Origin of the sequence: Bacteroides cellulosilyticus, from assembly GCF_020091405.1 — a bacterium.
Taxonomy (GTDB): Bacteria; Bacteroidota; Bacteroidia; order Bacteroidales; family Bacteroidaceae; genus Bacteroides.
Window position 1 is genome coordinate 956311 of the sequence record NZ_CP081903.1, and the last position, 21056, is coordinate 977366.

A 21056-nucleotide genomic window follows, 5' to 3' on the forward strand; every position below is an offset into this window, starting at 1 on the left:
CATCAAGAGGGGACAAACCGGTAATATGCGTGCACTTTTTAGGCACACGGATATATAAAAACTCCCGATTAAAAGTTCTGACTCTTAACCGGGAGCTTTTTATTTTCAATAGATAGGTTTATTATATCTTTATTCTTCGTACATCTTATCTATCACTTCCTTGTAATTCTTTGCAACTACAGGACGCTTCAACTTCAAAGTATTAGTCAGTTCACCACGTTCCATACTGAAAGGTTCGGGTAAAAGTGTGAAACGTTTCACTTGCTCATAGTGGGCAAACTGCTGTTGCAAGGTATCTATGCGGGCACGGAACAAACCGAGAATCTTAGGATGTTGCAGCAGTTCTTCCATATTCTTATATTCAATGCCTTTTTCCTTGGCATAATCTTTCACAAAACCATAGACCGGTACAATAAGGGCAGACACAAATTTACGCTGGTCGGCGATAATGGCAATCTGATCGATGTAACGATCAATAGCCAGTTTCGTCTCCAAAGCTTGCGGGCTGACATATTTACCATTGGAAGTCTTGAACAAGTCCTTGATACGCTCAGTCAGATAAAGTTGGTCACCCTTCAGATAGCCGGCATCACCGGTATGGAACCAACCGTCTTTATCAATAGCAGCGGCAGTAGCTTCCGCTTTCTTATAATAGCCTTTCGTGATAGTCTTTCCACGCAGAAGTATTTCATTCTCGTCACCGATCTTCACTTCTACATCAGGCATCACGGTGCCTACGGAACCAATTTCGTAACCTTGGTTAAGGAAACAAGAAACGGTAGCAGTCGATTCGGTCAGACCATAGCCAACCAACATATTGATACCTACCGAATGAACAAATTCACAGATTTCATCAGGTACGGCAGCTCCAGCAGTAGGGAAGAAATTACCGTTCTCAATACCAATCGTCTTTTTCAGTAAAGCATAAACCGTCTTTTCGTAGAATTTATATTTCAGATGAAGCATCAACGGCGGAGTTTTACCTTTACGCAGATAATCGATGTTGTGTATCTTACCCACCTTGATGGCATCCAGCATCATAGCTTTCTTCAACCCTGTTTCCTGAGCAATCTTCTCCTGCACACCGGCATACACTTTTTCCCAGAAACGGGGAACACTGCACATCAATGTCGGACGGATTTCTTTAATGGTAGTCTGGATATCCACCGGACGCAGGTTGATACAAATCTGCACACCTTTGTGCACACAAAGATACGTCCATGCTTTCTCGAAGACATGTGTCAGAGGAAGGAAGTTCATGGAAATATCCTGATCGGTCATGTCTACCAGACGGATATCATGGATACGGAAAGCCTCCATATAGTTAGAATGATGCAACATTACCCCCTTCGGTTCGCCAGTTGTACCGGATGTATAAAGAATGTTGGCAAGGTCATCATCCGATGCACGGGAAGTACGCTCTTCCACTATATCGTTGTTCGGCAAACCTTTTCCTGTTTCCAGGAATTCATCGAAATAGATGGAAGTCATGTCACGAGGGTCGCGTACTACAGCACGGTCGAAAATGATCAATTGCTGTAACGATTGGCAAAAGCCAAAGACACTGAAAGCCGCATCATACTGGAATTGCTCGCCTACAAATATATAACGTATCTGAGCATCATTGATAATGTACTGCGCCTGTGCCGGCGAACTGGTAGCATACAGAGGTATGGTCACCGCACGGTTAGCAAATGCCCCGAAATCTATATAAAGGCATTCGGGCTTGTTCTGAGAAAAGATTCCTATGTTTTCTTCTTCCTGCACTCCTAACTCTACGAGTGCATTCGCAACTTGTCGAACTGTTTGTGAGAATTGATTCCAAGTGATGGGGATCCACTGCGACGTTTCGTAATCCCTGTATTTCAGAGCCACCTTGTCGCCATACTTCTCTGCCCGCCGATGTACGAGGACAGATAAATGATGATAAGTCATATTATTCATATATTGGTAAATTCGGCACAAAGGTAGTGGTTTCATTTGAAACTATTTCTATATTGAGAATTAAATATTTAGTATATACTTCCGCAATATTAGTACTATCCGACTCTAAAAAAGAGTGGTTACCCTACATTTTTGTTCGTTTTTCCAAAGAAATACAAATATATGTATATATTTGCACCCGATAGTTTTTTAAATATCAACGCAATTACTTAACTAACATGAAAAAGATTTTAGCATTAGTCGCCATATTGGCGATAGGTTTAGGGAGTATCAACGCACAAGATAACCTCAGATGGGGTGTCACGGCAGGTATGAATGTAAGCAGCCTCAACGTAACCGGATTGGACAGTCGCGTAGGTTTCCATGCAGGCGTTAAGGCTGAATTGGGACTGCCTCAGTTTACGGAAGGTCTTTATATGGATTTCGGAGCGCTGCTTTCGCTAAAAGGCGCCAAAGTTGAAGCAGGCAGTATGGCCAGTTTCAAGATCAACCCGTACTATTTGGAGATTCCGGTACACATTGGCTATAAATATGCTGTAAATGATAATTTCTCCTTGTTTGCCAATGCAGGTCCTTACATTGCAATCGGTCTGTTCGGTAAAGCGAAAATGACAGCTGACGGCAGTTTGGTAGATGGAGGTTCCAAGGTTTCCGAATCAGAGAACGTGTTTGGCGATGACGGATTCAAACGTTTTGACCTTGGATTGGGACTGAAAGCAGGTATAGAAATCAGTAAGAAGTATCAGTTCTCCATCGGCTACGACTTCGGATTTATTGAAGCTGAGGAATTGATGGGCTGCAAGAATAGAAACCTGATGATTTCCTTAGGACTCATGTTCTAACGATATCAGGAATAAGAAAAAGGCGTCATCCAACGCCTTCTTCCAACATACTTGATCCTTATATTTACAATTACATAAACCAATTTAAAGACTTAATTACATGAAAAAGATTTTAGTAATATTCGCATTATTGGCAATAAGTTTCACGAGTATAAATGCACAAGAGAACCTCAAATGGGGGGCAACGCTCGGTATGAACTCCAGTAATTTTTCCGGAGATGCATTCAGTAGCAAAGTAGGATTCCACGCCGGAGTCAAGGCTGAAGTGGGATTGCCACAAATTGCCGAAGGAGTATATTTGGATTTAGGTGCCCTACTGTCACTAAAAGGTGCCAAGGTTAATCTTGGTTCCTACGATATCAAGTATAATCCTTGCTATTTAGAAATTCCCGTACACATGGGTTATAAATATACAGTGAATGAGAATTTCGCCGTTTTCGGCAATGCAGGTCCTTATGTTGCTATCGGTCTCTTTGGTAAGGTTAAGATAGATGGAGCTGAATCGTCGGATGCATCTGATAATGTTTTCGATGAAGATGGTGGTGGCATGAAACGTTTTGATCTCGGTCTCGGGTTGAAATTCGGTGTAGAATTCTGCAAAAAGTTTCAAGTTGCTTTCGGGTATGACTGGGGGTTAATAGATAACGCCGATCACATAGATAACAAGAACCGTAACATGATGATCTCTCTGAGCTATATGTTCTAAAAACATAAAGTAATCAGCAAAGGGCGTCATTGAACGCCCTTTGCTGATTACTCTTTCACCTTGCACACACTACCCTTTCCTTATTCACCGGCATCAACGGATGGAATGGCATTTTTATCCTGCCGATTAAGCATATTTCAGTATTTATCCGTAAGTTTGCATCCCAATAATTTAACTGATTGAGATATGACTTACGATATACCCACAATGGTTTCTGAAGCAACCGGAGTTCTTAAGTCTCTGATTGCTATCCCTTCTCTTAGCCGCGATGAAGAAAAAGCAGCTGATTATCTACAGAATTATATAGAGTTGCAAGGCATGGCAACCGGACGAAAAGGCAATAACGTATGGTGTCTTAGTCCGATGTTCGACTTAAATAAGCCTACCTTGTTGCTGAACTCACACATTGATACCGTGAAAGCTGTGAACGGCTGGCGGAAAGATCCGTTTACACCTACCATGGAAAGTAACGGGAAATTATATGGATTAGGTAGTAATGATGCCGGAGCAAGTGTCGTCAGTCTGTTGCAAGTCTTTCTGCATCTTTGCCGTACCACACAGAAGTATAATCTCATCTATCTCGCTTCCTGCGAAGAAGAAGTTTCCGGGAAAGGGGGCATCGAATGCGTATTGCCTGAACTTCCTCCGATCCATTTTGCTATTGTAGGTGAACCTACCGAAATGCAACCTGCCATTGCGGAAAAGGGATTAATGGTACTGGACGTGACCGCTTACGGGAAAGCCGGACATGCCGCACGAAATGAAGGAGACAATGCCATATATAAAGTATTGGAAGATATCGCCTGGTTCCGCGACCATCATTTTGAAAAGGTATCTCCACTATTAGGTCCTGTAAAGATGAGTGTAACGCAGATCAATGCAGGCACGCAACACAATGTAATCCCAGACCGTTGTACCTTTGTGGTAGACATCCGCAGCAACGAGTGTTACAGCAATCAGGAACTATTTGCAGAAATACAAAAACACATTACCTGCGAGGCCAAAGCACGTTCGTTCCGTTTAAGTTCTTCTCATGTGGAAGAGCAGCACCCGATAGTGCAACGTGCCGTTGCCATGGGACGTGTACCTTTCGGCTCCCCTACCCTTTCCGACCAGGCTCTGATGTCATTCCCTTCTTTGAAAATGGGACCGGGAAAGAGCAGCCGTTCCCATACGGCAGATGAGTTCATTTTCATTCAGGAGATAGAAGAGGCGATAGAACTGTATCTGAAATTGTTGGACGGGGCAGTTATCCATGTCTGACTCAAAACAAATCAACTATTCAATTATCACACAAAATGAGATATGCCCTTTCATGTTTACTGAGTATCAGCATACTATTTATATGCATAACAGCTGAAGCAAAAGCTGACGCTACTTCTGATTCAATATACACTCTCAAACACGTTTTGAAAGTACATATTGCCACACCAGACAGTGCTCTCAGTTTACTAAATACAATGGAGGCAAAGAAACTTGAAAAGCTTTGCCTGATAAATGCGCAACGAGGAATAGTCTACGCCGGCAAAGGGCAACAACGAATGGCTTTGAATTATGCCCTGAAAGCCTATCAAGACACTATACTCCGACACGAATATATCTATTACTTACAGACAATGTCATGTATTGTCAACGCATATAAACTTCTGGAAAATCATAAACTAAGCATCCGTTATCTGACAGAAGGCATCAAGGCCGCCCGAGAAATGGGACATAAGCAGACAGAAGCTAATTTCCTGTTCACTATGGGAGAAAACTATTATGCTTTAAACCAAAAGCAAGAAGCGTATGACTATTTCATACAAGCCATTAATTTATTGGAGAATGAAGAATCATTCCGCATGAAGCCCTATCTTTCTTATTTTTACGGAGAGTTAACCAGTTACCTGTCCAAAGAGGGGAAATATAAAGAAGCAATTGCTATCTGCAATAAACGTGAAGAATTAATCAACCTGATGAAAAAGCAAGATGGCATTCCATTGGGATATATAAACCAGCAATCGGCCTATTTATATATCAAGCAAGCCTATCTCTATGCCAAATCAGAAGAAACAGAAAAAGCTTTAGACTATTTTTCCCGATTCTCCGCCACCAACTATTCAAAAAAGAAGGATATGCAAAGATACGTCCTGGTATATCAATTGGCCATGAAACAATATGGGCAGGTATTGGATTACTACGAAAAAAAAGAGCCGATCAATCAAACAACAGATACGATAAACAACGATTTCATCGAGGTATTAGTGAATTTATCAGAGGCCTGCCAAGGTTTGAGCAATTATCGGGAAGCCCTCCAATATCAGAAAAGGATACAGGTTATAGAAGACAGTTTGAATGTTCGTGACAAAAAAGAAACTGCTCTGGAATTGGCTACTATCTACAAACTGCAAGAGAAGGAATGGAACATTCGTCAAAAGGATGAGCAACTCCATAATTCTTTTATAGTTCAGGTTTTGTTAGGTTGCGCATTCGTTTTAGCTCTCATATCACTATGGCTGGCCATACGCCACATGAACATCATAAGAAAAAAGAATATACTCATGGCAAATAAGCTGGACAGTTTGATGTCTTATGAAAGAGAGATAGACAGACTACACAGGCAGATAGCTGTAATAGAAGAATCCGATCAGGAAAATTCTCTCAACAAAAGCTTATTTAAAAAGATGGAACGCCTTATCAAAGACGAGAAACTTTATCTGATACCTGAGCTTTCAAGGCAAGATATGCTGGAGCGACTCTCCATAGATAAAAACCGATTCGGACAAATGTTACAAGAAAATACAAATATGACTTTCTCGCAATATCTCACAGAAATACGTTTGAAACATGCATTAACAGAATTAAAGATTCACCCGAACTATACCATACAAGCCATTTCCGAAGAATCCGGCTTTGCCAATACCCGCAATTTTCAGCGTTTATTTAAAGCTGCATTTGACATGACACCTTCCGATTACAAGAAGATAGTACAGGAAAAACAGCACAGAGAGCCCCCTATGGACTAATGGGGTTACACCACAACATCATAATAGTGTAACCCTCATTTTCAAAACCTTCAACTCAAATGCTATCTGTTATTCCTTCTCCATATAAGTGCGTTTCACCACCCACTTACCATCACTTTTATAACATTGCACTACCATCATCGTACTTCCCTTTTCAAAGTTGAAAGAGACCCATTCTCCTTCAGTTTCTGTCAGGAAAGCGTTCAATGCATCTAAAGCGGCCTTGTCACTACCATTCAGGCAAGCCTCGGCATACTTATTGTTTTTCTCGGTGTCATCACTCCAATTTATTTCCAGGGTTTCGCCATATACTTTCTTAATATCTTTATAATATTGGCGCATAATGGTGAAAGGTACTTGGGTTTCAAATAAATTCACTTCCTGCACCTTATACAGCTTATCACTCTTGAAGGTATAACCGACAGTCGTCTCTTTTCCTCCCGTCAGCGAAGAGCCGAACTCACTTTTCAATACGGCCGCATACAATTCGGCATCCCCTTTCTGTTTCTCCAACACACCGCCACAGTTCCGCTGAGTCTCTTCAAGATTATCACCCCAGAAGGAATTGCGTACATCACAAGCTACTACCTGCAATTCTTTCTGTATAACGTCGTCCCTATAAATCTTACCTTCCGCATCAGGATAGTTGAACTGATAGCGCACCTTGAAACTAACCGTGTATGTACCTGCTTCGCTGAAGGCATACGTATAGCTACAAACATTATTTTCCGCTTCTACGGGCAGATCGGCTATGCCACCCAAATTGAAAGAATACTCCGTTTTCGACACGTCTGAACTGACTGATGCCGGCAAAGCAAAACTCATCTTCACAGGCTGGCCTACTCCTACTCGCGTACGATCAAACGTAATGTTTCCGGAAAGTTGCGGAACATTAGCAACCGGAGTATCATCCGAAGAACAAGCTCCCAATAAAAACACAGTAAGCAGGCATAAAGACAGCCCAAAAATTCTTTTCATCTTCATTTTCTTTTTATGTTTAAAATTATAGCGAGCAAAGTTAAGCCATAAACATTATTTATTAGATAGAAAAGAGAAATGACAGGCGACAAATAGTCCATATAGATGCGACAAGATGCTAAATACAAGCAGACAAACCATTCCGGATGTACAGTCTATATATCAATACCACCGTCATATAGACGCCCAAAGAACAGGATAAAAGAAAAGCGTTCAGTCTTTCTAAATACGGATGATTGAACGTATAGGCCGGAAGTTTAGAATGATCCGTTATTTATCCGCATCACATACACACTTTTCTCGCATAGCATAAAAATGTATCCTGCTATAACTGCAACGGTGACGATATATTCGTCCTGCCAATCACACAGTGTAAGAAAACCGAAAAATCTGCTATTTCTCCTTTCACAGGAAGTTAAGAGTTTGTCGACAGGAAGTTAACTTCTTGTCAACAAACTCCTAATTTCTTGTCGACAAGAAACTGACACTTTGTAGCGCATTGATAATCAGCGATAAATCCCCTTGTACGAAAAAGGATATTCGTACACATATATTACTTGCTTTTCACATACCTCTTATATATTCCGTTTGAATCGGGCGTGCCTCAAACAAGCAATGTCATGATGCAAAACAAGCAATGTCGTAATACGGAATATTGCTAGTTTTGCATCATGACATTGCTTGTTATAATTATACTCAATACATCAAGTGTTCTTTTCTTCCTGCAGCCTTTCAGTTTTTTCCCGAACTTCCTGTTCATCGGCATTCCAGCTGAAACTTCCAGGATTATAGTTGTTTCAGGCATATTTCAGCCGGAATGCCGATGAACAGGAAGTTCGAGAAGATCTGAAAGAACGGGAAGAGCATTTTCTCTGAAATAGTGGGTGTAGGATATTCCATAAAAAGCATCCTTCCTTTTGGTTATTCCCTACAATTCATTTATCTTTGCATAAGCCGAAGAGAAATGCGGCATGTTGAAGCTATTTTTGATAACGAAAAAACTGGTAATTTTATTTAAGTCAAAAAACAGAACTTCAATAAAGATGTTTCACGCAGACCAAAAAGGGTCGGGCGTGCAAGCATGTTTATGAGTTCTGTGGGTATACCAGTGCCTTTCGTTACATAAATATGAACTATACGTCCGACTTCTTTTTGCATAAAGGGGATGAGGGCAATTTTAAATATTTAAAACCCGAAGAAGACATGAATACCCCGAAGGATGAGATGATAACAGCAGCCATCCACTGCATGGTAGAACAGAGGAAGCACGAGATATGGGAGGTGCTCTACCCATTAAGTATAAAATATGGTTTTACGCTCGATTCCGACTATGCCAGCATCAAGCTGGAACCTCCCTGTAAAGACTTTCCGGAAGAAAAATGCGAATGTAAATTACCGCTTGATTCCGTGTACAGTGCCTTTGTGAAAGGTGATTTTCTTTATGTGATGTGCCGCGGGAAGGTGTATTTCATTCTCGATCTGGAAAGTGGAGTGTGGAGGATATACTTGCCGATGCACAGACCTCCAAGGCTGAAAGTACTGTGGTGGAATATTCAAGAGACGGTAAAGGATTTGGTATGGTTCGCGAGACATTGGAAAGGACTGAAATAATTTTAATCAGTACTATTTTTACAAACATGAATTATCCTTGCTAATAAATCCTATTAGTTTACTGATTATCAATAGATAGTATTTACATTCAATTCATCAGGTAATGTAAAAGCATTTACCCCGGGATGTAACGAGCTTTACCTCTTATTGTAACGCTTGTTACCTCCTATTGTAACGGCCTTTACCTCGGCATGTAAATGGAGTTATCACTTGGAGTAAACTACACCATGATACTTTCCGTGCAATTTTCCTAAATAATCACCTATTTTCATTACTTTTGTAAAAATCACCCCATAAACTAATGCTATTATGAAGAACCCAACTTTTCTTTTATTATATATCATCCTCTCTTACTGCACAGCAGCATCAGCCCAACAAGAGAAGATATTTCATAGTTATGATTCTTCCGCAAAAACACAATCAGAAGGCGGCTGGTTATGGAAAATATCAGGCAATGGCCTCGCTCACCCTGCTTATCTGTTCGGAACATATCATGGCTCACCTCACATTCTTTATGGATACGTAGATAGCATTCCGGGATTTCGTCAAGCCCTCGACGCTTGCAGCCAGTATGTAGGAGAAGTAGCCTATAGCAACGATTCAACCTCTTTCTTTTCCAACGCCAAGTTGCCCGCAGGCACAACTTACCATGATTTGCTAAATGAAGAAGATTATCAGCTCGTAGACTCAACGTTGCGCCATAAAATGGATGTACCACTACATCGGATGTACCTAAAGCCGGGGCATCTGTCTATGCTTTTAGGACAAATAGACCAAATAATGAAGTTAAAGAAAGCAGGATATTCAGAATCACAGATAGACAGCATCCACTCTCAGGTAATGGATGCCGTATTAGAAAAGAAAGCCAAAGAAAAGGGATATATAATCAACGGGCTGGAAACAATCTCAGAACAATTTGAAATGATAATGCCCGGAGATTTAAAAGAAAATGCAACTGCATTGGCAGAATACTGCCGAAAAGAAAAAGAGAAAGACAAGGAATATACACAATTTCAAACCTTAACCGATGCTCTTGTAGAAGTATACCGTTCACAAAGCATGAAGCGCCTGATCGAATATGAGATTCAAATGGATGCTTTCTACCTTAACGCTTCTCCCTACTTACAGGAGATAGCCATACATCAACGAAAAGTATTGTTGAAAGCCCGGAACATGAACTGGATAACCAAACTCACCGGACTCATAAAGGACAAAACGACCTTTATTGCCGTCGGAGTGCGGCATCTGCCGGGAGAGAATGGACTAATCACCCTTCTGCAAAAGGAAGGATACAAAGTGGAGCCTGTTGAAGTGAAACGATAGTCTAGGGATATTCAGTAAATGCCTTATATTGTATAGAATGAAAAGTAAGTCTTTCTTTTCGTTAGGCTTTACTCTTCATTTTTTATGCTTTTATTCTTTCGACAGAGTTTTATATTTATAAAAGAATCTAAATTCTTTAGTACTGCAAACCGTCCATGCGCATTGAATAATGTAAAACTCTTAAGCACTTGTTGCCATGTAATATTTTTCTTCCTTTGATGTTTCCTACGCTTTCCTCATTTTTTGTTTTTAACCCCGCCCATCCAACAATACAGATAATGCTGAGCCATGAGAATAAACAACTACTCCATGTTATACTAACCTATTTGATCTTTCTTCAATTCCGCTGAAGAAAAACCAAATAGATTATCAATATAGAAGTCGCTCATTAATAAACCATCAATACCATAACTTACATACGACTAAAGTCAAACAATTCAGATTCTGTACGCGCACCTTGCATCAATGTTTCTATTTTCTTTACCATCTCTGGATATTGTTCTGAAACATCATTATCCTCATGTATATCTTTGGATAAGTCATAAAGTTCAAATGTTGTTTTCTCCGGACAACCAACAAACAGTCGCACGCCTTTCCAATTGCCATAACGTAGAGCTTGTCTACCTCCTTTTTCATGAAACTCCCAATAAAGATATTCGTGTTCCTTCTGCTTACCTTTTCCTAACAAAGTCGGCAAGAACGAAATGCCGTCAGTTTGAATATCACGTGTAGTGCCTGTTAACTCGGCAAAGGTTGGCATCATATCCCAGAAAGCCATAATATGGTCATTCGTAACTCCACCCTCAATATGATTCGGGCAACGGATAATCATCGGCATACGAATGCCCCCCTCATAGAGATCACGCTTCACTCCGCGATAAGGTCCGTAACTTTTAAAATAATCAGGGTTTGCCCCGCCTTCTCTATGAGGTCCATTATCAGAAGTAAATACGACAATAGTGTTATCATCAATTCCCAATTCAGCTAACAGTTCCATTATCTCACCCACATATTTGTCCAAACGAGTTACCATTGAAGCAAATGCAGCCAAAGGACGTTCTGCCGCACCATAAGCTCCCCGGCGGTTCGGGTTTTGCTCTGCCCAAGCCTCATCATCTTTTGCCGGGATGAGATTACAATAAGATTGATATACCGAATCTTTCGGCAAAACCAATTCTGCATGGGGAAGAGTATATGATAAATAGGCAAAGAATTTTTCTCCCGCATGGCTGCGAATATACTGTAAAGCCCGATTATGGATTAAATCCGCTGAATACGTACCCTCAGCCTGATTGTAATTTTCGGGAAATTCTACACGTTTTGTACCGTCCCACAGATGATCGGGATAATAATCATGAGCCAATGTTTGACAATTATACCCCAAGAACTCATCGAAGCCCACTTTAGTCGGATCTGATTCGGAACCTGGATATCCCAAACCCCACTTTCCAAAACACCCGGTTGCATAGCCAGCCTCATGGAACAGTTCTGCAATAGTATATGTACCGGCAGGCATTGCTACTTGTCCTTCAGGATCCATACGCATGTTGCCGCGAATATATGTATGTCCCGTATGTTGCCCTGTCATCAGTGATGCACGCGAAGGCGCCGAAACAGAAGTACCGGAATAGCACTGCGTAAACCGCATACCTTCATCAGACATCCGTTGCAAATTAGGAGTCTTTATTAAATTCTGCCCATACGGTGAAATATCACCTATACCAAGGTCGTCTGCCAAAATATAAATGACATTGGGGCTTTGTTTCCATTCCGCTTCCGGCTGCTGCGCACAGCTACAAGCAACCATAGCTCCTGCGATTCCACAAGAGATGCTAAATAATTTTTGTTTTTCCATCTGAAATCAATTTAGTATTAAATTTATCAATCTATCGTTATTGCCTTTTTAGCTTTCGGAGTAAATAATACATCGTCGATGCAAAACTTTCCTCCCTTTATCTTAATATTCCGGTTACGACTACCGGACACCCGAACTTTTTGCTCTCCGTTTCCGGCATAAACTAAATCTTTGACCTCAATGTCTTTTGAGTTATTGAATGAAAGTACCGGCCCTTCTGCAACATCCAAATGTATATTTTCCATCCGTAATCCACATGTCTCATCAACCTGCGCTCCGGCAACAGAATGTATCATACAGTCAGTAAGAGATACATTACTTACATTCATTTCCGGAAGGCCATTGAAAAACATTGCCCTACCAGCATCACGGCATGTGATGTTTGAAATATGTATGTCTTGAAAACACGGAGTGTCATCAGTTACCGGCATGAAGGGAACATCAGTCATTTCACCTCCTTCCGGAATACCATCCGGTTCAGGAGTTTTCTCTTGATAGTAAGAGTCAAACCAAATAGCATAGTTCGCTATATCATTCATCATGATATTGTCTACGTATACATTAGACACAACTCCACCACGACCTCGTTTGCTTTTGAATCGAAGTCCAGTATCAGTATCAATGAAACGGCAGTTCCTCACAGAGACTCTATCAATACCACCTCCCGTATCACTTCCGATGACAAATCCGCCATGCCCATGAAACACGGTACAATTATCTATAATAATGTTGGCACAAGGTCCTCTTCTACGTCCCACATCACCAATTCCACTTTTCAGACAGATGGCGTCATCTCCCGCGTCTACCGCACAATTCACTATCAGTGCATTTGTACATGAACTCAAATCAATGCCATCACCATTCTGAGCATTCCAAGGACAACGAACCATAATTCCATCAACCACAATATTATCGCTTAAAATAAAATTTACATGAAAACTCGGAGAATTCTGGAACACGACACCTTGCAACAATACTCTCTCGCAACGGACAAAGCGTACCATACGTGGACGTTTCTTGGCTAACTTCTCAGATGATGTTTCAGGATACCATATTGCTCCATCCTGTTGTACAGTCCCACCTGTTTTTATAAAACTATTCCATTCTGCATTGCTAACCTTAAAACGCTTGACCGGACGCCATAATTCTCCGTTACCATCAAATACACCTTCACCGGTAATTGAAAAATTACTTTCATGATAAGCACTGATAGGAGATTGGCAACGGCTTCCAGAAGTGCCCTCATCCGGTGATAATAAAGGATATTGCGTTTTATCAGGTGTAAATAAAACAATTGCATTTTTCAAAACATGCAAGTCGATATTACTTTTCAAAACGATAGGACCAGTAAGCCATATCCCCTCCGGAACAATTAAATGCCCTCCGCCACGTTCTGACAAGTCTGCTATAGCCGCCGCAAATGCCTGAGTATTCAATGTCATGCCATTACCGATACCACCATACTCAGCCAGAGAAACTTCCAGTTCAGGAATAGCAGGAGTAACCGCTTTTGGAATATCAAAAGGCAAACCTTGATAGTATTTACCGTATCCTTCCGCTTTACAGGGAAAAACAACAAACAATATTACGAACACAAGCATAATAAGTTTAACTAGCTTTCTCATATTACGTATTCTTTTAAAATTTGATGTTACAAAAGTAAGTAATCTATAAAATGGAGATTTGTAAAAATCATCAGTTATCATTCACTTTTTATCAAATACTATTTATTTCATCTTCTTTATTCTTGAATTTATGCAGTTGAATATATTCCTTGGGCGACACCTTATATTGTTCCTTGAAACAACGACTAAAATAACCCGGATCTGAGAATCCCAACTGATAGGCAACTTCTGATATGGAGAACTGTCCGGTTCTAATAAGCAATTCGGCTTTTATCACACGATACTCTTTGATAAGCTCTATAGGAGATTTGCCAGTCAAAGATTTTATTTTATTATACATAGTAGTTCTTCCCAACTTGAGATGAACAGCCAGATCATTGACCGTCAATTCCGTATCATGTATATTAGTATCTATCCATTCCATAAGTTCCTTCATGAACTCTTGATCACGATTGGTCACCACCACATCCTCCTGTGATACAAACTCTTCAATGCGATGATTGGCAGACTGAGATGAGAAATGTTCAAAAAGCAATCTGCGCCGTGTAAGGAGATTGTCTATGCAAACCAGCAAAAATTCCACACTAAATGGTTTGGTAATATAGCTATCTGCCCCATACTTTATAGCTTTAAATTTATCTTCCGAAGTTTGTTTTGCCGTAAGCATAATAATAGGAACATGACTGGTCTCAAAGTTATGGCGAAGCTTATCCACCAATTCGATTCCATCCATCCGTGGCATGATTAAATCTGTCACGATAACGTCCGGTTGATGGACAGCGATTTTGTCCAATGCATCCACCCCATCCACAGCTTCAATCACTCTATAACTCTCCATCAAGTTATTAAAGATAAATTTACGTATCTCTGCATTATCGTCAACAAGCAAAATTGTTGGCGCATCCTTTGGAAGAGCCTGTTCTGAATAAGTCGCTGATATATTTTTCATGTCAGTCGACACCGAATAATTATTTTCATCCGCTACAGTGTCAAAATCAATCTGCTCCATACTGAAATGTTGATTACCCCGCAAGAGTTTTATTGTGAAGGTACTGCCTTTCCCCACCGTACTTTCCACATTAATGGTACCATGATGTAATTCCACAATCTCCCGACACAAAGCTAAGCCTATTCCACTTCCATGTATATCTCTCCTTATCGCTTTCCGAAATTGTGAGAAACGGGCAAATATCTGTTTCTGGTGTTCTTTGGAGATTCCCACTCCGGAATCATCTACAGATATATAAACACAGTCCTTTTCATCTTCTGCCTCCTTACATGTTATAGACAGAGAAACCCTCCCATTATCCGGAGTAAATTTAAAAGCATTGGAAAGTAAATTGTATAACACACTCTCCATTCGCTCCGTATCAATCCATAACATAATACAACTATGAGAAACTGTCAATAAGAGAGTGATTTTTCGTTCATCAGCCATATCCCTGAAGTCTTTAAGTACATTCTGAGCTATGGGTATAATATCAGCATTCTGTACTTTAAGTTCCAATTTGTCTTTAACTATTTTACGGAAGTCGAGTAATTGGTTTATTAAAGATAACATCCGTTTGGAATTCTTGTATGACATTCCTAAACTGTCTTGTCCTCTTTTTGACAATGTTTCCCGTTTTTGCAAATCCTCCAATCCTCCAATAATAAGGGTCAAAGGAGTGCGCAATTCATGTGAAATATTAGTAAAGAATCTTATCTTCATTTCCGACATGTGTTGTTCCATCCTTGTTTCTGCACGAAGCTTTGTCATTATATAAAGTGTGCGCATTACAAGCCATAATACAGCTAAAAACAGAATACTATATATACAATAAGCATACCAGCTGAGCCATGGAGGAGTAGCAATGTGAATCTTCATCGTAATCTCCGGACTGTTCATCAACTCATTGCCAACAAAAGCTTTGACATGAAAAGTATAATGCCCATGAGGAACTTTTGAATAATAGGCACTGTTTACTTTTCGCGAAATAGTCCAAGTATTATCATACCCTTCCAAATAATACATATAATTTACTTTGTCTTGCAATCGGAAATTAAGTGATGCAAACTCTACCCGGAAGAGTAAATAATTATATGGTAATTCTATCTCATTCTTTGTTATATCAGTCTCCAAAAAAGGATTTGCGATCTTCTGATCCTGTATTTCCAGATCCGTGAATGACAGACGATATTCATATTGAGAGAACTGCACTTTATGAGTATTTATCATCTGTAGTTTATTTAGCCCTCCAAAAAGGATAGTGCCTTTAGCGTCAGTGGCAACGGATGCTTCATTATAAGATATCGGAGTAGAGTTGCTCCATAGAGAATAATCAGTGAATATTTTCTGCTGAGGTTCAAAACGCATGATTCCTTTCTCGGTCGAAATCCAAATATTCTTGTCAATATCTTCGGCTGCAGCCAACACGATATTGTCAAGCAAGCCATTAACTGTCGTATAATTCACAAATATGGGTACCTCATTGTCGGAATATCCTTTTATTAAACTTAATCCTCCTCCATAAGTTGATAGCCATATCTGTCCGGAGGAATCTTTCAATATATGTATGACATCATTTCCTCCAATAGAATTCTTACTGCCCGGATAGCGTCTACATACAGTAAATTGCATTTCTTCGGGTGATTCTGAAGGATTACATATCATCAATCCCTCAGTCGTAGCTATAAACATTCTATCTAATGTATCACTAAGTATATATCTGACTCGCTTGCCCTCTCCCCTAGGATAATTGGGAAAATTATTATAAATATTTATAAAGCGATCAGAGTCGATATCAGACAACAGATTTATTCCTCCTTCAAAAGTCGCAATCCATATTCTGCCAAAACAATCCTGGTCAATAGCATAAACATGATTATCAGAAAGTGACCCAATATCTCCTTCTACATGAAGATAATGATTAAATTTATATTCCTTCCCGTCAGGGGTAAGACGCCACAACCCATTTCCTTTAGTCCCAACCCAAATATTTCGAAGTGAATCCTCAAAAATAGCATATATCTTGCCTAATGGATTTCCATTATCAGAATGAGAATAGAGATGTTTTAAATTGTATTGACTATCATAACAATATAATCTACCATTCTTTGTTCCGACCCATAGATTACTATCTCTATCCAATTGGAGAGCGCGTATATTATCTGGATAATTTGTGTCCTGTCCACTTGAAAGTTGGAAAATATCCGACCGGGCATCTTCTATAACAATTTTCACTAATCCTTTTTCATAATATGGCGAAAGCCACATGACATTATCATCATCTATTTCGAAAGCGGTAACTCCATTTGTCATTCTGAAATCGGTTGAAGGTACATTAAAGAAAGGTTCTACCAAGTCTTTCTCCCGGTTATAATAGCCAAAACCTGCTTGTTTCATTTTTATCCATACAACATCATTACATTCTTGTACTACGCTCAATGTATCGGAAAAATAATCAACAGTATTCAACTCTTGACTGAAGTGTTTATAATCACATCTTGAGGGATCAAAGCGTGTAATACCCGGGCACAAATCGGTTATCCACACAGTATTGTGAGAATCAACTGTCATGTGGCATATATGCTGTGGCACAATACCTGACGGCATTTTATCTTCCAAAGCATTCATCTTTTTCTTCAGCACTTTAACCCCACTGAAGGAAGTACCGATATATAGTTCACTTCCATCTGCTGCACTAGCCAGAGTCGTTATGCCATCTATTTTGATATCATCATAGCAAAGTAGAGAGTAGCCTTTCAAAAACCGAGAAATCAAGTGATATTTTGTAGCGAAAGCAATTCCTTCACCTACAACGGCTGCTGCAATAATCGGTTCATCACTTTTAATACGCATCTCAATCTGAAAATCGGGTGTTATAGTTATCACACGCCTCCCCCTATCGCAAACCAGCCAAACAGCACCATCAACTGTTTCACACATAAAAGAAACAGCGGAATCTATCTGTCTATTTCCAATAAAACTATGAGCCGTCAGAGGGGAGCTGTTTTTGGAACCAGAGAAACATACCACGCCATTATCTTGAAACTCAACCCATACAGTCCCTGTTTTATGGCAAAATAAGACTTTTCCTATACGATAAGATTTCCCAGCAAGTTGATCTACAAGTTGATCTATACTCTCGAATTGTTCTGTAAAACGATTAAAGCGATAGAGGTGCCCATCGTAAGTCTGAAACCATAAATGCCCGTTCGCATCCTCCATGACCTGAGTGAAACGATTATGCTGTACCGGAAGATTATCCGGATCATTGCAATAATTTTTAAAATGGTAACCGTCAAAACGGCTTATCCCATTCCAAGTACATATCCAGACAAAACCTCTTGAATCGGTATAAATATCTAAAATGTTATTATGCACGAGTCCATCTAACGATGTGTACGTTGAAAAAGTACCTCGTAAAGATTGTGCTGATATCGTCATTGGAGATATCCAAATGCAGAAAAACAATATATGTAGAAATTTCCTCATAAATAAAGGGTTTATTGGAACAAATATAAAACTATTCTTCTCCCCACACAGCCTTCAGCTTATATTTTTCAATTTCTTCCGATGTGAGTTGCCGACTCCATACTACTCTTTTGCCAGTTCCAGCCCCAGGTCCCTTATTATTATATTCGGCATAAAATGCAGTTCCGCTCTGTACGATAGCTTTCTTCCAATCTGACCAACCTTCCGGACATATATGAGTACCCAAAAAACAATTTAAAAAGACAGTTTGAGCATGGATTCTCCAAGGGCGACCCAGAAAAACATGATCTACATTCTTCGCTGCAATCAAGGAACAGCTATCAAAAATAAATCCATATTGTTGTCCTTTACAAGTCGATGCAGCTGTTATATAAGAGTTCTTTTTACTCAAAATAGTGCATTCTTTAAAATAAGCTGTCGCACTTCCGAAAATGAAGTCCGTGGTTCCTTCAATCAGACAGTTTACAAACAAATAGCACTTGTTTCGACTACATAATTCATCTTCTTTCAGATTTCCGATACCATATAGGAACAACGTATCATGATTGCCTTTTATATGGCAATTTATGTAACGTTGCCTATCACCCATACAAAGTAATGCTACCGCTTGCCCTACAGCAGGTTCCGACGAATTCTCAATCGTAATGTTTTCTGCAACAAAAGAATCAGCAGCATTAATGATAGTTGCCGTTCCCGGAGTGCCAATGCGCACTCCGGTTTTTCCTGGTAATCTGGCAGAATCATGCCAAGTGATGACCGTTTGCCCTCCCGGCCTACCAATAATCCTGAGATTTTTCTTTGACGAAGGTATATTAACTTTCTCTTGATATATTCCTTCCTCTAAAAATACAACTGTTTCACGGTCGCAAAAATCAGGAACAGCCACTATTGCCTCACTTAAAGTTTTAAAATTACCACTTCCATCAGCAGATACGACAAAATCTGCCTGATAAAGTGAATCGCCTGCATTCGCTGTAATATCCGTTACCGATAAAATAACGAGAAAAAAATATATAAATATTTTCATCTTAGCTTATTTATATACAACGCTCCCTTCCGCCTTATTTGAAACAAAAGCGTTTCTCCCCGATATACAAGAAGAAGAAACTGAAATCAACCGATTGCGACTGCCCGTTACTATCAAAGCGTTCCCATCTATCCGGCGACATTGAAAACCTATAACAGTTAAATCTTTCACATTATTGAGCATCAATGCCGGACCACTTTTTGGAGTAACCATCACATTACGCAGGTTTACATTGGTAGCTTCGTGTATCTTTGCACCTTCGTCAGCGTATATGTGACAATCTTCTATAAATACATTCCGGACATTCATCTCCGGCAGTCCGTTGAAAAGCATTGCCCGTTTTGCTCCGTGACAGGTTACCTGCGATATATATATATCCTTGAATTGTGGCGTAGTCTCATCTGCATCAAAAGCAATCATGTCCTCGTCTTGTTCCGGTAGTTTCACGCTCACCCGTTTCCCATAGAACAAGTCAAATAGTAAAGCTTCCGAAACGATATCATTCATCATGATATTTTTAATGTAAATGTTCTCTACAACACCTCCACGTCCACGTTTACTCTTGAATCTCAGGCCTACATCCGTACCCGAAAAGCGACAATTGGATACGGCAATGTTCTTTACTCCCCCACTCATCTCGCTGCCCACAACAAAGCCTCCATGTCCATGATAGCAAACGCAGTTGTCCACAATAATATTAGAAGCCGGTATACCACGACGACGTCCCTCTTCATCTTTGCCACTTTTAATACAGATAGCATCATCACCTACATCAAACCAACTGTCGGTAAGAAGCAAATTGGTACATGACTCAATATCTATTCCATCACCATTCTTGGCATACCACGGACAACGCACAGCGATATTGTGAACAATAATATCACGGCTAAGAGAGAGGTGTACATTCCAACAAGGAGAATTTTGGAACACAATTCCTTCCAGCAAAACTCCATCACATTCTCTGAAATTCACCATTACAGGTCGTAAAAAGTCACGAACGCTTTCAAAATCCTCCATTGTCTTAGCCCAGGGAACAATGTTTTGAATGGCATCTTTGGCACCGCGATAGTAACTTTCCGTAGGATACCACAACTCACCATCCTCACTAAGTATTCCTCCACTTTGTATACATTCATTCCATACCATAGGTGGCATTTCATTCTTCTTTCCAAGGCGCCAAATATCACCTGCACCATCTATGATTCCCTTGCCAGTAACAGCTACATTGCTCTTTCTCACAGCCGAAAGCTGAGGCTTGCAACGGAACGTCTTACACCCCTCAAACACGGTTTCGACAATGGGATAGAGAGACTTGTCCTGGCTGAAAACCACTATCGAATTGTCTGACAGATGTAATTCCACATTGTTTTCCAATTCAATTGGTCCGGTCAGCCACACCCCTTGGGGCACAATCAAACGTCCCCCTCCCTTTGAAGCAAGATATTGAATGGCTTTCTCAAAAGCTTCACTATTGAGTGTCACTCCATCACCAGAACCGCCAAAATCTGTTAAGCAGATATTTAAATCAGGGATTACAGGCCGTTCAATAACAGGCATTTCAAACGGTAAATCACGATAAATGTCTTTCATATCCTTTGCTTGCAATTTCATACTTGAAAAGGACATAATTATAAATAGAAAAATTAATAACTGATTTTTCATT

Annotated in this window: 13 protein-coding genes; 6 read left to right on the plus strand and 7 right to left on the minus strand. The window is 40.1% G+C overall.

What is annotated here, in order from left to right; translation table 11 throughout:
* Window positions 1–129: 129 nt before the first annotated feature.
* Entirely contained in the window at window positions 130–1935 is a 1806-nt protein-coding gene (locus tag K6V21_RS03350) for an AMP-dependent synthetase/ligase (RefSeq protein ID WP_196065373.1), read from the minus strand.
* Between the two features lie 227 nt (window positions 1936–2162).
* Here K6V21_RS03350 and K6V21_RS03355 point away from each other — a divergent pair, with 227 nt between their 5' ends.
* The 4 genes from K6V21_RS03355 to K6V21_RS03370 all read left to right on the plus strand — a co-directional run bounded on the left by K6V21_RS03355 (window position 2163) and on the right by K6V21_RS03370 (window position 6497).
* Complete coding sequence (locus K6V21_RS03355) at window positions 2163–2786, plus strand: porin family protein (RefSeq protein WP_196065372.1); 624 nt, start codon at window positions 2163–2165, stop codon at window positions 2784–2786.
* Between the two features lie 100 nt (window positions 2787–2886).
* The gene (locus tag K6V21_RS03360; protein ID WP_007216945.1) at window positions 2887–3492 is read left to right on the plus strand and encodes a porin family protein; all 606 of its coding nucleotides are present in this window, start codon (window positions 2887–2889) and stop codon (window positions 3490–3492) included.
* Between the two features lie 186 nt (window positions 3493–3678).
* The gene (locus K6V21_RS03365) at window positions 3679–4755 is read left to right on the plus strand and encodes a M20 family metallo-hydrolase (protein WP_007216944.1); all 1077 of its coding nucleotides are present in this window, start codon (window positions 3679–3681) and stop codon (window positions 4753–4755) included.
* 197 nt (window positions 4756–4952) lie between these two features.
* Window positions 4953–6497, plus strand: coding sequence for a helix-turn-helix domain-containing protein (locus K6V21_RS03370; protein ID WP_224320852.1), 1545 nt, complete (start codon window positions 4953–4955; stop codon window positions 6495–6497).
* Between the two features lie 69 nt (window positions 6498–6566).
* Here the strand turns inward: K6V21_RS03370 and K6V21_RS03375 are convergent, their stop codons facing one another.
* The gene (locus tag K6V21_RS03375; RefSeq protein ID WP_129616612.1) at window positions 6567–7475 is read right to left on the minus strand and encodes a hypothetical protein; all 909 of its coding nucleotides are present in this window, start codon (window positions 7473–7475) and stop codon (window positions 6567–6569) included.
* Between the two features lie 1203 nt (window positions 7476–8678).
* Between K6V21_RS03375 and K6V21_RS03380 the strand changes: the two genes are divergently transcribed.
* Window positions 8679–9086 (plus strand): hypothetical protein, encoded by a 408-nt coding sequence (locus K6V21_RS03380; RefSeq protein ID WP_007216940.1) that lies wholly within the window; start codon window positions 8679–8681, stop codon window positions 9084–9086.
* 309 nt (window positions 9087–9395) lie between these two features.
* Window positions 9396–10409 carry a TraB/GumN family protein gene (locus K6V21_RS03385; protein ID WP_129616611.1) on the plus strand — a complete coding sequence of 338 codons (1014 nt, stop codon included), beginning with the start codon at window positions 9396–9398 and terminating at the stop codon, window positions 10407–10409.
* A 412-nt stretch (window positions 10410–10821) separates the two neighbouring features.
* Here K6V21_RS03385 and K6V21_RS03390 read toward each other — a convergent pair whose 3' ends face one another.
* The 5 genes from K6V21_RS03390 to K6V21_RS03410 all read right to left on the minus strand — a co-directional run bounded on the left by K6V21_RS03390 (window position 10822) and on the right by K6V21_RS03410 (window position 20983).
* Window positions 10822–12264, minus strand: a complete 1443-nt coding sequence (locus K6V21_RS03390) for an arylsulfatase (protein WP_007216937.1) — start codon at window positions 12262–12264, stop codon at window positions 10822–10824.
* A 26-nt stretch (window positions 12265–12290) separates the two neighbouring features.
* The gene (locus K6V21_RS03395) at window positions 12291–13889 is read right to left on the minus strand and encodes a glycoside hydrolase family 28 protein (protein WP_129616610.1); all 1599 of its coding nucleotides are present in this window, start codon (window positions 13887–13889) and stop codon (window positions 12291–12293) included.
* A gap of 91 nt (window positions 13890–13980) precedes the next feature.
* Window positions 13981–18366 carry a two-component regulator propeller domain-containing protein gene (locus K6V21_RS03400; RefSeq protein WP_007216935.1) on the minus strand — a complete coding sequence of 1462 codons (4386 nt, stop codon included), beginning with the start codon at window positions 18364–18366 and terminating at the stop codon, window positions 13981–13983.
* A 31-nt stretch (window positions 18367–18397) separates the two neighbouring features.
* Window positions 18398–19393, minus strand: a complete 996-nt coding sequence (locus K6V21_RS03405) for a pectinesterase family protein (protein WP_129616609.1) — start codon at window positions 19391–19393, stop codon at window positions 18398–18400.
* A gap of 6 nt (window positions 19394–19399) precedes the next feature.
* Complete coding sequence (locus K6V21_RS03410; protein ID WP_224320853.1) at window positions 19400–20983, minus strand: glycoside hydrolase family 28 protein; 1584 nt, start codon at window positions 20981–20983, stop codon at window positions 19400–19402.
* Window positions 20984–21056: the final 73 nt, after the last annotated feature.

Excerpts from the sequence above, each read along its gene's own strand:
- K6V21_RS03350 (WP_196065373.1), bottom strand. The coding sequence starts at position 1,935 with ATGACTTATCATCATTTATCTGTCCTCGTACATCGGCGGGCAGAGAAG.
- K6V21_RS03355 (WP_196065372.1), top strand. The coding sequence starts at position 2,163 with ATGAAAAAGATTTTAGCATTAGTCGCCATATTGGCGATAGGTTTAGGG.
- K6V21_RS03360 (WP_007216945.1), top strand. The coding sequence starts at position 2,887 with ATGAAAAAGATTTTAGTAATATTCGCATTATTGGCAATAAGTTTCACG.
- K6V21_RS03365 (WP_007216944.1), top strand. The coding sequence starts at position 3,679 with ATGACTTACGATATACCCACAATGGTTTCTGAAGCAACCGGAGTTCTT.
- K6V21_RS03370 (WP_224320852.1), top strand. The coding sequence starts at position 4,953 with ATGGAGGCAAAGAAACTTGAAAAGCTTTGCCTGATAAATGCGCAACGA.
- K6V21_RS03375 (WP_129616612.1), bottom strand. The coding sequence starts at position 7,475 with ATGAAAAGAATTTTTGGGCTGTCTTTATGCCTGCTTACTGTGTTTTTA.
- K6V21_RS03380 (WP_007216940.1), top strand. The coding sequence starts at position 8,679 with ATGAATACCCCGAAGGATGAGATGATAACAGCAGCCATCCACTGCATG.
- K6V21_RS03385 (WP_129616611.1), top strand. The coding sequence starts at position 9,396 with ATGAAGAACCCAACTTTTCTTTTATTATATATCATCCTCTCTTACTGC.
- K6V21_RS03390 (WP_007216937.1), bottom strand. The coding sequence starts at position 12,264 with ATGGAAAAACAAAAATTATTTAGCATCTCTTGTGGAATCGCAGGAGCT.
- K6V21_RS03395 (WP_129616610.1), bottom strand. The coding sequence starts at position 13,889 with ATGAGAAAGCTAGTTAAACTTATTATGCTTGTGTTCGTAATATTGTTT.
- K6V21_RS03400 (WP_007216935.1), bottom strand. The coding sequence starts at position 18,366 with ATGAGGAAATTTCTACATATATTGTTTTTCTGCATTTGGATATCTCCA.
- K6V21_RS03405 (WP_129616609.1), bottom strand. The coding sequence starts at position 19,393 with ATGAAAATATTTATATATTTTTTTCTCGTTATTTTATCGGTAACGGAT.
- K6V21_RS03410 (WP_224320853.1), bottom strand. The coding sequence starts at position 20,983 with ATGAAAGACATTTATCGTGATTTACCGTTTGAAATGCCTGTTATTGAA.